We start from the raw sequence: 16,136 nt of genomic DNA on the forward strand, positions 1-16,136 counted from the left end.
CCCCGCGTCCCGAGCCCGCCGCCCCCATCGTGGAGCGTGCGCCGGCTCCCGTCGGGCCTCGGACGAGCCCGCCGCAAGCCCTCCAGAAGCCCGTCGTGGAGCCGCCGCCGGAAGCTCGCGCCACGAGCCCGGAGGACGAGGAGCTGCTGCTCATCGATGACGCCCACCGTGCCCTCCAGCGAGGCGCCGCCGAGGAGGCCCTCTCGCTGCTGCGAGGACACGCGTCCCGGTTCCAGGCGGGCACGCTCGCGCAGGAGCGGGAGGTGCTCGCCATCGAGGCGTTGGTCCTGCTGGGCCGACGCGCGGAAGCCCAGCAGCGCGCCGAGGACTTCCAGGCGAAGTACCCGACGTCCTCACACCTCGTCCGTCTCCAGAAGCTGCTCCGTCCGCCAGCGCTGGAGTGACGAGGTGTTGGAGGCCCCCTTGAGCCCATGGGCGCCGCGAATCCGAATCAGTGACCGGACTGGGCCCCCACGTTGCGGCCATTCAACGGCTGCACGGGGCGGTTGTTCGGGTTGAGGTGGGGCAGCTGCTCGAAGGCGGCAATCTGCGAGTCGGACAGCTGGATGGGGTTCTTCATCACGAACCACTGGAGCCCCTCGCTGCAGGGGGGGCGTGGCAAGTGAGCCAGCGTCATGGAAGAACGCCCGGTTGAAGGGCAGCAGCGCGCTGGCGTTGATGAGCGCGCCCACCGGCGTGCTCGTCTCACCCTCGTGACGGGGCAGGTGGCGGAAGGCGGTGAAGAGCGCCGCGTTCACCAGCCCCTCCTCGATGAGCACGCCCACGACGACCTTGGGCGTCCCCGCTGCGCCGGTGTGCACCAGGTGCACATCGAGCGGATAGTGCTCGCCGTTCTTGGTGTGCTCGCTGGGGGTGTGGAAGTGGAACTGCGCCAGCTTGTACTCCTGGTTGCTCAGGCGCAGGGTGCTGCCCACGTCGTAGTTGAGCTGCACCGTGTGGCCGTTGTTCACCATGCGCACCTGGCTGGTGCCGTAGTGGAAGCTGGGCGCCGTCATCCGCGCGCTCACGCCCTTCGCGGCGACGCTGGGACGGGACGGCATCCCCCGGCCCGAGTTGGAGGACGAGCACCTCCCCACGAACGACGACAACTCGGGGCACCGGCGCCTGCGCTGATTCGAAGCCTCTTCCGCGTCGCGAGCGGAAGGACCTCACGGGCATTGGCACCCCATGAGCCTGTTTTCACCCGGGCACAACCAGACTCGAGCGCCCGTTTCGAATAGAGCGTCAGGACGTCCGACCTCCCCGCGACAGGTGCCGCATGCCTCTCCCCAGACTGACCCTGCTTTCCGCCGTTCTGCTCACGGGCTGTGCGACCAGCCCCGCCGCGAACCGCACTGAATCCACTGAATCCAAGCCCACTCCCGCGGCGTCAGCGCCCGCCGAGCCACGAACCGTCCGTGAAGCGCTCGCCCGGGAGATCACCGCGCCATTGCCGCACAAGCCCGTGGAGGCCGAGGGAGTCCTCTTCCGGGGCAAGGTGCTGGCCGCGGGTACGCCGGAGCTGATGAAGCGCCCAAATGGGGTGACCATCCTCACCCTCCCGATTGGGACCTCCGAGCCGGTCACCTGTCTCTTCTACACGAGCGCCATCGATGCCGGCGCCGCGGTGAGGAGCCTGCTCGAGTCACTCCTCGATGACGTCACCGTGGAGCGGGTGCGCGCCACGGACGTCAAGTCCTTCACGGGCAGCCCCGCCATGTACCTAGAAGGTGACTACTCGCGAGGCGCTGCTCCGGCCGTGCAGGTGGGCCGCATCAAGGTGATGGTCCACGCGGACCCCGTGCTCCCCAAGACCTGCTTCCACAACGAGCTGGGATACACGAAGACCTTCCTCGACGTCACCGAGTCCATCGCCACGGGCCTCACCTCCACGGCGCCGGAGCAGCCGGTGGCGCCCTACTACAGCGACGTGCAGGTGATGCGGCTGGGCGACGTCCCCCTCGGGTTCCAGTACACGGCGCTCTTCGGCTCCAAGGCGGGCGGGAGCATCCTTGAGGTCAGCACCACGATGGTGCGTCCCGGGGCCCCGGCCCAGCTCCAGTTCCAGGACACCAACATCACGGAGCAGGCGGACATCTCGGGAGTGCTCGTCGCCAAGAGCTATTCCAAGCGGGTCAACGACACGGTCGCCGCGAATGTGCGCCTGCGCCGGGAGCAGAACGGGAGCTACGGCGTCTCGGGGCAGGTGGCCACCAAGGAGGTGCAGGCTCAGTTCGGGGGCGAACTCATCGGCGAGGTGGGGCTCGCCGCGCGGCTCCGCGAGGGCCTGCTGAAGGGCCAGGGCGACGCGCTCGAGGCCCTGCTGTGGGTGCCTCCCGCCGACGCGTCCGCACCGACGAAGGTGGTCATCCGCCCCCGCGAGGAGGCGGGAGCCCGCGCCGCCACGATGGAGCTGGGCCCGATGTCCGTGAAGGTGCAGCTCGACGCCCACGGCTTCCCCCAGCGGACGGAAATCCCCGCGGGAAGCGCCACTGTCGTCCAGGAGCGGCTGTCCCAGACTGGCGAGCCGTAGCGGCAGGCGGGCGTCGAACACTCAAGGGGCAACGTCCAGGTTCGACGCGGCCCTGGACGCAGGCGGTTGTGAATGCACCGTGCGATGCGGTGGGCCGTCCCCACCTCACGCACCCCCATGAATCCCTCCCGCACAGCCCACCTCGTCGTTGACCTCGGCTTCGGAGACGCCAGCAAGGGCACGCCCACCGACTGGCTGGTGCGCCGCCATGGCGCGGGGCTCGTGGTGCGCTTCAACGGCGGAGCCCAGGCGGGCCACAAAGTCATCACCGATGACGGGCGGCACCACACCTTCTCGCAGTTCGGCGCGGGCACCTTCGTCCCGGGCGTGCGCACGCACCTGGCGCGGCCCCCCCTCCTCCATCCCCTGGCCATGCGGGTGGAGGCCAGCTACCTCGCGGAGCGCGGCGTGCCGGGCGCGATGGAGTTGGCGCGCTAAAAACTACTGTCGCCCCCAGAGACTCGGCACGGGATGCATTCACTGGACTCTATCCGGCGCCATGTCGAATCAGGCGACCCGTGAGAACCACTCCCCCGTGGAGAACTGGGCCTCCAGCACCGCGGCCAGGTGCGTGTCCTCCAGCAGCACGCCCACTTCGATGTTCCGTGTCTGTCCTCGGTTCGTGAAGTTCGCGGACGTCACGAAGACCCACCGTGCGTCCACCACGACGCATTTCGCATGCAGGCTCGCGAAGACACCCCTCCTGGGTGAGAAGCCGTGGCACTCCGGAAAGGGCGGACCGAAGGGCCAGTGCTCCCGCAAGAACGCCGAGGCCACCGGTGCGCTCGCATAGAGCCTGCAACTCACGCCTCGCTGGAGGGCTTCGTGCAGCGGCCCCAACACGTCCGCCGCGTGGTCGAACGCGAACCCGGCCACCAGCACCGTGCTCGTGGCCTTGTGGAACAGGTCCGCCAGCACCACTGCCGTGTCGCGAGCGCCGCTCCAGCGGGTCTCCGGCCCCGTCCAGACCAGCTCTGGCCGCCGGGCACCCGCGCGCCGCTCCATGAGCACCGTGTCCAGCAGCACCAGCGTTCCCTCCCGTCCCAGCGCGTTCAACGCCGCGACCTCCCCCGTCAGCCGCTCCAGCCCCTCTCCCTGGAGCGCCAGTCGGGACAACGGAAACCCGAGCCGGCGCGTGCCGACCACGGCCTTCAGCCGCTCCAGGTCCAGCGTCGCCACGCCGCTCAGGTCCACGGCATCTTCAGGAAGGCGACGTCCTCGTGGCCCAGCGTGGGCACGACGAGCGCGCGATCGAGGTACTGGTTGAAGCGCTCGCAGGAGCACTCGGGGAGGAAGAGGCACCCGTGGCACGCGGCGCCCTCCAGGTCGCGGTCGTCACGGCCCGTGGGTTCGTGATGCGCGCAGACGGGGTCGTTGGAGCAGAGGCGCGCGTCCTCCAGCGCCCGGGCAAGGTGCTGCCCCAGTCGCCGGCCCTCCTCCACCAGGCCTCCCAGCGTGCCTTCCGCGCCCGTGGTACCCGTCATCAACAGGATGCCCGCCATGGGGACGGCGTCGCTGTGCGGCGCGCAGTAGAGCCGCTCGCGGATGGAGCTCGCGGGATAGCCACACTCCAGCGCCACCTCCGTCATCAACAGGTGCGCCAGCGAATGGAGCAGGTAGAGCCGCACGCCCGGGAAGGGGAGCTTCGAACCGGAGCCCTGCTTCCAGCGCTCATATCCAGCCCTGAGCACCTCCTCGCGCCGCAGCACGGGTTCGGACAGCTCCCAGTCATGCACCTGCTGCTCGTCGAGCACCAGCAGCATGCCCTCGCCCTGCATCTCCGTGACGGGTACCCAGTCCCGGTGGAGCGACATCGGAGCGAGGGCCACGTCCAGGTCGTAGCGGCCCTGGAGGTCCTTCGACAGGGGCTCCAGCCGCGTGAAGCCGACCTGGGCCTGGACCTCCCGCAGTCGTCGCGCCAGCACCACGCGTTCGACCAGCGAGGGCAGTCCCTGGGGCCGAGCGATGCGCCGGGCCCAGAAGACCTCGGTGCGGTCCCGGGGCATCTCGCCAGGCTTCTCCTGTGGCTGCGCAAGGAACTGGAGCCACTCCGCGGTGCGGATCTCCGGGACGGCTTCGGGCGCGTGCTCGCGCTCCGCCGTGATGGCCGCCAGCACCTCCGCGTTGGAGGCGGAGCCGAGCGCCGCCTGCACCTGGGCAATGGTCCGGAAGGCCGGCAGGGTCTCCGCGGTGGCTGACTGGAGGATGCTCCACGCGGACTGCACCTTGCGCCGGAGCGACTCCGGTTCAGGGATCGTGATGGCACTGGTGGTCTGCGCGAAGTAGCCGTTGCTGGCGGTGCGGACCAACAGCCGCTGCTTCTCGCCGCAGCGCTCGCGCGCCTCCAATCCCAGCCAGGGCCGCTCCCCATCGCAGTGGTCCTGCTGCTCCTTGAGTGTCATGTCGATGAGGCGCCTGCGCTTGCCGCACGTCGAGCACGCGACCTCGATGTCACTGAAGTCACCGCTCACGCCCTCCTCAAGCTTGAGCTGTGGGGCGTCGCAAGGCTTGCGCTCGTGCATCCACCAGGTCCAGTCGATGTCCGACAGGTGCCCCCGCGGACAGGCCGCGACGAAGCGCACCGGCACGCAGCGCTCGGGCTTCGCGTCCACACCCGCGCAGCGGTGGCGGTACTCCTGGTTCACGCGCTCCAAGCTGTTGGCCCGCACCAGCGTGCGGCAGTGGGGGTTCTGGCAGACAAACCAGCGCGGAAACTCATACACCTGGATGCCGCAGGACTCTGTCGGCTCTCGCTCATCCCCAGCGGGGGGCTTGCGGAAGGGGGCCTCCTTGCTGAGCGGCCACTTGTTGCGGTGGTAGAGCGGTTCGACGATCTCCAGTAGCCGTGGCTCGTTGACCACCTCACCCTGGCCCTTGAGACGCCAGAAGTCCAGGCCGCCCACGAGGACTGCGTCGTTCAGCAGGTCCAGCATGCTGCCCGGACCGAAGGTGGAGACCACCTGGCTCTGGCGCACGCGCCCATCCGGCGGCCGCGTCGAGCGGGCCCTGGTCCACTTCCTACGGTTCGTCATGCGCTACCTCCTCCGTCGCTGCCTTCGGGGCGCGGTAACCGCCCAGGGGTTGACGTGAAATCCACAGGTGCACCGAGGACTCCACGTCACGCATGGACGTGGGCGCCTCGAACTTGAGCTCGTCCTGGGTGAGGTTGTCGGTGGGGTCCAGGAAACCGCGCAGCAGGGGCTTGAGCCCCTTTCCCTCCGGGTCGTAGGGCGAGTACGCGCGCTGGGCGGCGTCCTTCTTCGCCTGCTCGATGATGTTGCGCCACGAGTCGAGCAGGCTTCGCGCGCGCTGCATCACGATGCCGCTGGCGCGCTCCGACTCCTCCTTGGGCAGCCCTCGGCCAGCGCGCTTCGACAGGGTTTCGAGCGCCTGCTCCAGCGCGTCCCGGTGCGCCTGCAGGGACTTCCACTCCAGGGGCGCGGTCATGGCAGTGTCCAGCAGCCGGCCCAGCGCCACCACCACGCCCGCGAGCCCCCGGTCGAGCGCCGGCGCCGAGAAGGGTGTCACCGAGGTGGCTTCGACGAAGCGATAGAACGACTCGTGGTATGTCCCGAAGCGCTCGTAGTGGCTGCGGTCGCGAGGCTTGGCCGCGTTGAGGCACGTCACCACGAGGCCGGGCTTGTTCATCTTGCGGCCCACGCGGCTGGACGCCTGGATGTACTCGCTGGTCGTCTTGGGCTGTCCCGCCACGACCATGAGTCCCAACCGGTCGATGTCCACGCCGACGGAGATCATGTTGCTGGCGAGCACGACGTCGATGCTCTGGGGCTGACCGTGCGTGAGTTCCAGGCGGCTCTTCGATGCCTTGATGTCAGCGGTCTTCTCTCGGCTGGTCAGCTCGATGGGCTCGCCGCGGATGGTCCTGCCCCGGTACCAGGGATGCTCGGCCTCTCTGCCGAAGTCCTCTGGACGACGGCGGACGCGGTCCATCACCAGTCGGCGCACCTCGTCCTCGACCAGCCGGCGCATGCCGCCCAGTTCGCGCAGGCTGTTGAAGTATCCGACGAGCGTCAGGTACGGGTCCGCGCTCACGGCGCCGTGAAGTTGTTCACCGCGCGCGGCGGCGGCGAGCAGGCTGACATAGACGCGCAGCAGGATGGCCTTCATGGGCCGCCCGGGTGCCGCCACGCCCACGTATTGGCGCGCGCCTTTCTTGCCCACGGAGGCGAAGAACGTCTCGGAGGCATCCACGCCTGGCGGAGGGAAGAGCGCGACGTCCCGTCCATAGAGGCGACTCACCTGTTGCCGGGAGCGGCGGACGGTGGCGGTGGAGGCCACCAACTTCGCCCGGGGCGCGAGCGTCAGGACGGCGCCTTCGTAGAGGCCCACCATGGAGCCCAGCGGGCCGGAGATGAGGTGCAGTTCGTCCTGCACGATGAGCTCTGGGGGAGGCAGCCCCCTCGGGAGCGTCACGAGCGCCGCCTTCACGTCCGCGACATCGTTGCACGGGCCGACAAAGCGCTTCCCGGTGCGCCCCAGGACGCGACCGAAGAGCAATCCCGTCTCTCCACGCCACGGCAGCATGGCGAACTTGTCCACGGTAGCGACGAGGAAGCACGGCAGCTCCCGGTATATCTGCTCGTCGACGAAGAGGACGGGGAGCCCTTCCGGGTTGCGGCCCAGGTTGAAGGCGCACGCGATGTTGGCGCAGCCGACGAGCACCTCCTCGGGTTTGGACTTGGAGGGCCGGAGGATGAAGCACTCCCGTTCGAACGGCGTCGCGCACCAGGGACAGGTGGCCAGCGGGAACGGAGATTGCGCGCGGGCGCTGTTGTCGTTCTTGTACTCGGTGATCTGCGTGGAGGCCTGCTCCAGCGTGTTGGCGGTCGCGGAGCGGCCGACCCACAGTCCGATGGAGAAGCGCACTGCTCCCAGGCGTTTCGGCTCTTGCTTGCGGAGCACTTCGAGCGCGCAGATGAGTGTCGCGGCGCGACCGAGTTGGTCGAGTGTGAGCAGCCGCAGCGTGTAGCGCAGCAGCACGGCCACGCCCAGGCCGCCGTGGAGGTGGGCCTGACCTCGGAGGCGGCGCAGAAGCAGGGTGAAGGCAATGAGTCCCAGGTAGGCCTGCGTCTTTCCGCCGCCGGTGGGGAAGAAGATGAGCTCCACGAGCTCACGGTCCGCGTGGCCTTCGTGCTCGACGGAGGGGAGGTTGAGCAGGATGAAGGCGAGCTGGAAGAGACGCCATTTAGGCGCTTCTTCCTGCCGTACCTTGCGTTCCGCCTGGGCCATGACGCTGTTCATCCAGCGGAAGGCGTCGAAGGCGAGGGGTTCCCGTTTCAGGAGTTGGATGCCCTCCTCGATGCGATCGGCCGCGCGTCGAGCCCTGCGGATGAGTTCATCCCGCGTCTCCTCTCGGCGTTCGCTGCCCACGGCGACAGTGGCCTGGGTGGCCACCCATTCACGGTAGGTCCGCACCAGGGGGAGCAGGGCCGCTACGGCCTCCGAGGGTGTCGTGAACGCGGCGAGCTGCTCCATGCCCACCGTGACTTCGTCAATCTGCCGCGCTTCGACAGGGAGCACCTCGACGCGTGGCAGCCAATCCGTTTCCACGCGGGTGACGGGGACGGAGATGGATGGGACGCGCACGGAGATGCCATGGCCCACCGCCCACCGCTGGCGGTCGCGGAACTGGAGGTCGTTGACGCGGTCGTCGTCGTCCTCGCTCCTGGCGTCGCTGGAGTCCTGTCGGCTGACGAAGCCCTGCTCGCATTCCAGGGCGAGATGGGTCTGGAAGGCATAGGCCTCGTCCCGGTCGACGGCGGTGCTGGTGGGAGGGCGCGCGTTGACGAGGAAGATGGCGACCGCGAGCTCGCCTTCGCGCGTCTTCTCCACGTGGCCTTCCAGGCGCAGGCCCCGGCTGTCCTGGAGGTACAGGCCTTCCCGCAGAGCCGCGTCGTTCAGGGACAGGGTGACGGTGCGTTGGTGGAAGGTGCGGCGCCAGTGCTTGCGCCCCTCTGCTTCGACGCGCTGATAGTCCGCCCAGCAGACATGGGCGGTGAGCTGGGTCGTGTCTACGGGGACGAAGACGGACAGGCCCATGGACGCGGGCAGGCGGCGCACCTTCTTGGCGGTCGGGTCGGGGCGGGAGGCTTCCTCGTTGTCCTCGTCATTGCCCGCGGCCAGGTCGTCTTCCTCGTCGTCGGGGTCATCCTCGATGACACCCTGGTCGAGCGGGACGAGGAATCCCGTCAGGTACCAGCGGGACGGTGGCGTGCGGAGCGCTTCCGGGGCGTCCGAGACAGGAGCACCTGGAGGCTTGTGGAACGGACCGACGAGGTCCGCTTCGAGGGCATCAATGAGGTGGGAGCGGACCGCTCCCGTGTCAGGGGCATTCATGGGAAGGCTCAGGCGGTCTGGACGCGGGACTTCGAGGGACGGCGGACGGTGGGGTGAGCTTCTTCGTGGGCACGCTGGGCGTTCAGGTCGAAGAGGCGGTCGAGGACTTCGTCCTCAAAGGCTTCGAGCTGTTTGGGAGTGGCGTCGCAGTACGGAGGGGCGTGGATGTCATTCCCGCCGTAGGCGTCCAGGACAGCCTGGTCCACGGCCACGTGCAGGTCCCGCAGGCGCTGCGTCGCGGCGTCGGTGACCGACTTGTCCTTGAGCCGGTTGTACGTCGTCGTCAGGCCGATGTTGTTGACCTGCATGTATTGGCTGCGCTCAAGATGGAGCCGTTCGCCTATCGCATTGAGCGCTGAGGTGCTTGCGGAGTCCGGGAAGGGGAAGGTCTCGAAGCAGTCGCTCGGTGCGTAACGAAGATCGTTGCGCATGGAGGATGACAGCAAACGTGCCCAGACTTCATGCACACGTGATTGCAACACCGTAAGCCAGTGGTCTTGTTCCACTGGAATGACAACGACGCCCTCACTGAAGATCGTAGAGGACTGCTGCCAGGAGAACATCAGATGCTTCGAGACTCGAGAGGTCGTGAGGCAACGGCTTAGCGGGCAAAGCGCTTCGTAGAGAGCCGGAGTCGTCTCGCCAAATCGCCACCAATACTTTCGGCGAGCATCGCGCTTGTTCTTGTCTCGCTCAGGTTTTACCAATTCCCGTACAATGCGAATGAGGTCGGGCCAGCGCTCAGCTTCGGCTAAATCCATTTGCCCAAAGTTGATGACATGCCTTTCAAGGCTCGGCCTGGGGTCGGAGTTGATTTCTTCTCCGCCCACATAGCGAAAGATGCGTTCCGCGTTCCTCGGTGACTTCGCGACGAGCGTTGCTCGCTGCTCGGAGCTGAGCACGAACCCCATTCCAAGGACGATGCATCCCTGAAAGCTCTTCCCCGTGTTGGCGGTGAGCACCACGGGGTCTGCTCGCTCGGGTTTTCCTCTCAGTCGAGAGTTGAGGTGCTTTACGGGCAGGCGGTCCAGCCGTGGCTCCAACTTCAAGTCTGAGACATGGCCCTTCGCCAGATGCACCACGGACACCGAGACGTTGGCGCCAGCCACCGGCCACTTCATGGAGCGCACGGCGTCGTAGAGGTGGCCGCCGTGGTCCACCAAGTACTTCAGTCCTGTGGCCCTCGTGTCCCCCTGCGCGATGGTGTTGGTGGCGATGAATCCGAAGCTGCCGTGTTCACCCAGCAGATGGAACGCACGGCGGAAGAAGTGCGCGGAGACATCCGCGTTGCCGTGCGCACCCTCATGAACCGCCTGGAGCCAAGGGAGGTAGTTCTCTCCGCCCGTCTCGATGATGGCGTTCTTTCCCGCGAACGGCGGGTTCCCGACGAACCCATCGATCCATGCAGCCTTGTTGGGCTGCTCGTTGTCGAGCGGATCCGGCCGGCTCCCGTGGAAAACCTCCGGGAACTCCAGTGGCCAGTGGAACGTCCATGACGGCGCGGAGAACGCCGCGATGTCTGCCGGCATGGGAGGCGGAACCCCATTCTTCGCCTTGGACAGCCACGCCCCAATCAGGTCCAACCGGCGGACGCGCTCATTCTCCCGCTCCTTGTCCGAGCCATGGGCGAAGAACGCCCCGACGCACGCGTTGGCGATCCGCTTGATGTCCTCCAACGCCGCATCCGCGTCGCGGAGAAGCCCCTCCTTCACCCGGCCGGGCTCCAGGTCCAACTGCAGCGGCTTGCGCTCAGGCCCTTCCAGGTCGAGCGCGAGTTGGAGGATTTTCTCGCGCTTCTCCAGCGAGCTTTTCAGCGCCTTCGAAATGAACGCCCAGGACAGCTCCGACTGCTTCTTGCTGGTCGGAATCCAGTGGAACGCTTGAAGCTGATCCAGGTCGAGCCCGACCAACGAATCCCCGCACTTGAGCGCATGGTCCAGGAATGTGAAGGGCTCCGTCTTCGCCAACGTCACGAGCCACAGCGACAGCTTCGCGAGCTTCACGGCCCATGGATTCTTGTCCACGCCGTACAGGCATCGCTGGGCCACCAGACGACGTGCCCGCATCACCTCGTCCTCGTGCTTGTCGCGCTTCAGTACGCCCTCACGTGTCCAGGCGGCGACAACCTGGTCCGCGAGAAAGCGGCAGGACTCCACCAGGAACGCACCCGACCCCATGGCCGGGTCGCAGATCTTCAGGTTGAGGAGTCTTTCTGAGGACGGCTGCGGCCCCATCGTCTTGAGCAAAGGCTCCAGCGCCCGGCGGACGATGGGTGATGACAGACTTCGAGGCGTGTAGTGGCTGCTGGTCCGTCGCCGCTCGTCGCCAGGCTGGAGTACCAACTGGGATGCTCGCCGTGTCTCGGTCCCCTTCACGCGGTACGGCTCCAGCGCGGTCAAGACCGTCTGCTGCGTGGAAGCCAGCTCCAGCGCCTTCGACAGGGCTTTCACCGCCTTCGCATCGAGGCCCGCCTCCTCTTCCAGCCATGCCGCACGCCGCGTCGAGGGCTGGGCCAGCACCTCGTTCACGGAGACCCATACCTTCGAAGGCTTGAGGCAGATTCCAGGACCAGTCAGGCGCTTCACGTGGAAGCCCATCAGGCCCTCGTACACGGAGCCGATCTGCTCCACGTCGAGCGACTTGAAGCTCAGTCGCTGTCCCTTGAGGAAGATGAGCCGCTCCAGGACCTGGAGGACCGTCTCGTCATCAATGGGAGGCACCCGCGCATCCGTGCCCGCATCGGCGGGACTCGCGCTTCCCAGGAAGGGGAACGTGTCAGGGTCGAAGAGCTGTCCGCGCCGTGCCGGCATTCGCAGCTTGTCGTGCGAGGCTCCGAGGTAGATGCACCGGAAGAGCGCCAGCAACCGAGGCCACGCGCCGAAGCGCCGGTTCATCGAATCGGGGTATTGGCTGGAGTCCTCGACGAGTTGCGCGTGAAGTGCCTTGACCGACAGGTCATCGCGGTATGGCTCCTGGCCAACGGGAAGCAGGCCTTGGTCCTCCGCGTAGAGGATGAAGACGAGCCGCAAGAGCGTGGAGAGGAGCCCGCCGTAGACATGGTCCTCACCTTGCGAGAGTGCCTCGTCCAGGGCCCGGGAGCCATCCCGTTCAGCGGCCGTCTCGAAACCCGCGAGGAGGATGCCGAGCGATTCCAAGACCTGGCCGGCCAGTTCGTCGGTGACATCCGCCTGCCGGCGGCGTGACTGCTCTAGGAGCGCGGGAAGCTGATGCTCGGGCAGCACGCCGAAGAGACGGCGCACGTGCAGGAGCATCACCATCGCGTCGAACAGCGAACGACCGCTGGCGGTGACGATGTCCTTGAACCGGAAGGTGATGTGACCTGACGTCTCTCCGTGGGGCGCATAGACCAGGCGCACGGAGTCCCCGTTGAACAGCAGACCGATGGGGACACGGGCCGCGCGCAGCAGGCGGTCGAACTTGGCGGTTGGCTCGTAGAACCACGCGCCCGTGGTATCTTCCTTCTTGTCCAGGTCCAACCCGGCCGGCAGCTCCCAGGTCAGGAGCGCGAAGCCTTCGGCGGCGCGGCTGATGGGCGTGGAATCATCCGGCAACCCTTCCGGCTTCGCGGGAGGAAGCCCTCGTCGCAACAGCCCCCGCGTGGGCTTGAGCGTCTGTTGCCCCTCCGCGATATCGAGCTGGAGGTCCTCCGGAAACACCGTGGTGAAATCATCCTCGGTGTAGCCCAGTACCTCCCGGAGGAAGCGCGGGACATCCGTCACGCGAGGTGACTCCCGGCCCGCCAGCAGGACGAACCGCGACTGCGCGGACACCGGCAGGCGCTGCATGCACTGCGCGTCCTCGAGAACCGGGATGGAGACCACCAGTCCTTCGATGGGCTGCGCCATCCCCATCCATGTCTGGTGATAGCGACGCTCGACGTCCCCGCCAAAGTTCTGGCCGTTCATCAGCGCGCCCCCGGCCACAGGTAGACCATGCCCACGGGCACCAAGCGGGCGACCCGCACAGCGTAGGTGGCCTTCAAGGATTCAGGCTGTTCGACGAGTTCCCTTCCGAGCGCTGTCAATCGCTGTTCAAGGTGCACCTTGTCCCTCCTCCACTGGTCCTGCTCCGCCCGGGCGTCGAGCTTGAGCTCAAGCTGCGCGCTCAATGCCTCCTGGATGGCCTCCCGCTGCGTCAGGAGAATCTGTGTCAGCGCCTTGGCTTCGGACGCCCCCCGCGCCGCCAACTTCTTGCGAGCCCCCTGCTCTCGCACCGAGGCCTGCTCCTCAATGGCGGGCCAGAGCTTCGAGAAGTCGGACTCGACACTGGCCAGCAGCCGTTTCTGGACAGCCTTGGATATCGCGGAGAGCGCGGGCGCTTCCGCCAGCGTGGTCTCCAGTTGGTCGATCGCCTTGCGGTCCGCCTCGTCCGCGAAGGGCTTCAGGTGCCCGCGGCCGCCGCCGTCCAGCCACCTTGCTGAAACAGAGACCACCTCGTCATGGAGCCGCGCGGCGCCCTCGCCAAAGAGCGACAACCGGCCGAAGACGATGACGCGCGCCACTGCGTCGCGTTGGGTCTGGACTACCGTGACACGGCTCAGGTCGTTCGCGGAGAACCCCTGCGCCAGGAACCGCTGGAGCACCCGCTGGACGAGCGGATGGGACAGGTGCAGGTGGACGAGCTTGCTGGAAACGCCCGGAGGTGCATCGAAGACGACGGGAGACAGGGGGCGCTTACGCCACTCCCATGCTGCCTCGTCGCGCTCCCGGCGCGGACGAATGGAATCCAAAGTCGTGCTCCACGAAGCAGGAAGAGCGGGGACCTTCCAGGCCTCCAGCGTCCGGCCCTCTTCCGTGATGGCCTCCCGCTCCAACCGGCCCGCGCCGGCCAGCTCGAACCCCACGTCCAGCGCATCGCGCAGCAGGACAGGATTGAAGTCCATCACCTGGCCGCTGCGATCGCGGAGCTCTCCAATCGCATCCAGTTCCTTGCGCAGGGATTGGAGCGTGCGCTGGGACTCCAGTTCCCGCTTCGTCACCTCCGTGCGAGTCGAGGTCGCGGCGCGGGCGAGGCGCTCCAGCGTGCCCTTCGTGATGCCCGAGGCGAGGGCATCGTGCATCTGGTCCATCAGCACGCAGCCCAGGCTGCCCAGCTCGCGCGTGATGGTCTCTACCTTGCGCGCGAGGGTGTCGAGCACCACATCCTCGGCGCGCTGGCCGTAGATGAAGTAGCCACAGCGCACGGTGGACGCGGGTTGCAAGGCACGGTCGATTCGACCGTTGCGCTGCTCCATGCGTGAGGGATTCCACGGAACGTCGATGTGGAAGAGGTCCGCGCAGTGGCCTTGCAGATTGATGCCTTCGCGCGCTGCGTCGGTCGCGAGGAGGACCCGCACGGGGAACTCCTCCATCGCGCCGTTGAAGGCGGCCTGCACCTCCGCGCGCTTCACGTCATCAATGCCGCCCGTCAGCATGAGGATGCGCTCATCACCTCGTTGGGTCCCCTCGAAGGCGGCGGTGAGCTGCTCCTTGAGGTAGCGGAGCGTGTCGCCATACTCGGTAAAAATGATGACCCGGCGGGGCTTCCACGCGGCGCCTCGGGTGAGCGGGCATTGGTGCTTGCGAATCCAGTGGAGCAGGGCCCGCAGCTTCGCGTCCCGGGCAGCGCGGTGCCGGGCGCTCAGCTTGAGCATGTCATCCAGGAGCTTGCGCGCCTGGACGCTGGCGGACAGATCCTGACTGTGCTCGCGGATGGTCTCCGCGAACGACAGCTCGAGTGCGTCGTCCGTCTCGCCGTGCTCCTCGGACTCAGGAGCCGTGTCGCCGGTGAGCGCTCCGCCGTCGGGAGCCAGCGCCCCCGCGCCGAAGGCCGCCGCGTGGATGGAGAGGGTGCGGTGGAACGCCTCGATGCTGGAGAGGAGGCGCTTCTGGAGGTTGATGAAGACCAGGCGCCCCTGCTTCGTGCCGGGCGCCATGAGCTCCGTGTAGCGCGCGAGCTTCTGGGACAGTTCCAGTTCCGGGGCGGAGGCTTCGCCCAGGTCGACACGCTGCTCGACGGTCTTTCCGTCCGGGGCGAGCCATTCTGCGTGCCAGCGTCCCGAGTCATGCGTCAGCCGCACGCCCACCACGTGCCGCTCGGGGTAGCGCTGTGAACTGCCCAGGGCGCGAAGGTCGCCCTTGAGCCGGCGCACCATGACGGGAGCCAGCTGTGTTTCGCGGACGCGGGTGCCCCGCGTGAAGCGCTGTGGGTCCAACATCTCCAGCAGTGCGGAGAAGCTGTTGGAGTGGCCGTTGTGGGGCGTAGCGGAGAGGAAGAGCCGGTGCTCGAAGCGCTCCGCCAGTGAGCGGATGCTGCGAGTGGTCTCCGTGTCGATGGCGTACCGGCTGGCCGATGCGGGCGCGACGACGTGTGCCTCGTCGAGCACCAACAAGGACTTGTGGTGACCCTTCTCCTCCAGGAGGGTCTTCAGCGGCTCGAAGTACTCGCTGCGCCGCAGCGTCTGGTACGACACGATGAAGCGTGAGTGCGTGGCCCAGACTGGGACCTGGAAGCCGCGCTCCTGACGGCGGCGGGAAACGAACTCGCTGTTGAAGATTTCGAAGCGCAGACCGAAGCGCTTCTCCATCTCATCGCGCCACTGGAGCGTCACCGACGCCGGGCAGACGATGAGGACGCGGTCCACGCGCTGGCGGAGGATGAGCTCCTGCAACACCAGCCCAGCCTCGATGGTCTTTCCGAGACCTACGTCATCGGCGATGAAGAGATTCACCCGAGGCAGCTCAAGCGCCTTCTTGAGAGGCGTGAGCTGGTGATTCATCAGGTGGATGCCCGCGCGGAACGGCGCCTGGAAGAGCCGGGCCTCGGTGGCGGTGACGGAGCTCCACTTGAGCGCGTGCAGATACGCGGCGAAGTGACGGGGTTCGTCGAAACGCTCAGGCGTTCCCAATCCACCCTGTTCGGGCCGGATGACTCGAGCGGCGAGCTCACGCTCCCACAAGACAGACAGGGGACGTCCCTGTGCGTCATCATCGAGACACGTGAGACGAACGAGGGTGTGTTGCTCCCGCACATCCGAAGGAGCGATGACCTCGTTGACCAGATACTGACGGTGTCGGACTTGCGCGATATCACCCGCGCACGGCATGGGAGCGATGGGCACGGGAGCAACATGCCGATACAGGCATGTATCGGACATACTCCCCCGGAGGTATGGAACTGCGTCATCAAGCCAAATAGGCTGAGGCGCCGATACGTTTATCGGCTCAGCGCAGAAGCCTTCGCAGCC

The 16,136-nt window shown here is 67.1% G+C and carries 9 protein-coding genes; 3 read left to right on the top strand and 6 right to left on the bottom strand.

Annotation, left to right across the window (positions count from 1 at the left end; genetic code table 11):
• Nucleotides 1-404: hypothetical protein (locus tag HNV26_RS21225; protein ID WP_301340301.1), on the top strand; the 404-nt coding region annotated here is incomplete at its 5' end.
• Here the strand turns inward: HNV26_RS21225 and HNV26_RS39490 are convergent.
• Nucleotides 354-1,061, bottom strand: a complete 708-nt coding sequence (locus tag HNV26_RS39490) for a carbonic anhydrase family protein (protein WP_436410051.1) — start codon at nucleotides 1,059-1,061, stop codon at nucleotides 354-356. The genes HNV26_RS21225 and HNV26_RS39490 overlap by 51 nt on opposite strands.
• A gap of 218 nt (nucleotides 1,062-1,279) precedes the next feature.
• On the opposite strand from HNV26_RS39490, the gene HNV26_RS21235 reads away from it, so the two are divergent.
• Together HNV26_RS21235 and HNV26_RS21240 are read left to right on the top strand one after the other, a co-directional pair.
• Nucleotides 1,280-2,533, top strand: a complete 1,254-nt coding sequence (locus HNV26_RS21235; RefSeq protein WP_171439903.1) for a hypothetical protein — start codon at nucleotides 1,280-1,282, stop codon at nucleotides 2,531-2,533.
• 117 nt (nucleotides 2,534-2,650) lie between these two features.
• Nucleotides 2,651-2,971: an adenylosuccinate synthetase gene (locus HNV26_RS21240; RefSeq protein WP_171439902.1), complete on the top strand. Its 321-nt coding sequence runs from the start codon at nucleotides 2,651-2,653 to the stop codon at nucleotides 2,969-2,971.
• Nucleotides 2,972-3,040: 69 nt separating this feature from the next.
• Here the strand turns inward: HNV26_RS21240 and drmC are convergent, their stop codons facing one another.
• From drmC to drmD, 5 genes are read right to left on the bottom strand one after another with little or no spacing between them, the layout of a single operon-like run.
• On the bottom strand, nucleotides 3,041-3,727 hold the full coding sequence (gene drmC / locus HNV26_RS21245; protein WP_171439901.1) for a DISARM system phospholipase D-like protein DrmC: 687 nt from the start codon (nucleotides 3,725-3,727) through the stop codon (nucleotides 3,041-3,043).
• The gene (drmB, locus tag HNV26_RS21250; RefSeq protein WP_171439900.1) at nucleotides 3,718-5,565 is read right to left on the bottom strand and encodes a DUF1998 domain-containing protein; all 1,848 of its coding nucleotides are present in this window, start codon (nucleotides 5,563-5,565) and stop codon (nucleotides 3,718-3,720) included. The genes drmC and drmB overlap by 10 nt, the downstream gene beginning before the upstream one ends.
• Entirely contained in the window at nucleotides 5,552-8,890 is a 3,339-nt protein-coding gene (drmA, locus tag HNV26_RS21255) for a DISARM system helicase DrmA (protein ID WP_171439899.1), read from the bottom strand. Before drmA ends, drmB begins: the two co-directional genes overlap by 14 nt.
• A gap of 8 nt (nucleotides 8,891-8,898) precedes the next feature.
• Complete coding sequence (locus tag HNV26_RS21260) at nucleotides 8,899-12,816, bottom strand: DNA methyltransferase (protein WP_171439898.1); 3,918 nt, start codon at nucleotides 12,814-12,816, stop codon at nucleotides 8,899-8,901.
• Complete coding sequence (gene drmD / locus HNV26_RS21265; RefSeq protein WP_366816912.1) at nucleotides 12,816-16,010, bottom strand: DISARM system SNF2-like helicase DrmD; 3,195 nt, start codon at nucleotides 16,008-16,010, stop codon at nucleotides 12,816-12,818. The genes HNV26_RS21260 and drmD overlap by 1 nt, the downstream gene beginning before the upstream one ends.
• Nucleotides 16,011-16,136: the final 126 nt, after the last annotated feature.

Source organism: Myxococcus xanthus (assembly GCF_013116825.1).
Classification (GTDB): domain Bacteria; phylum Myxococcota; class Myxococcia; order Myxococcales; family Myxococcaceae; genus Myxococcus; species Myxococcus xanthus_B.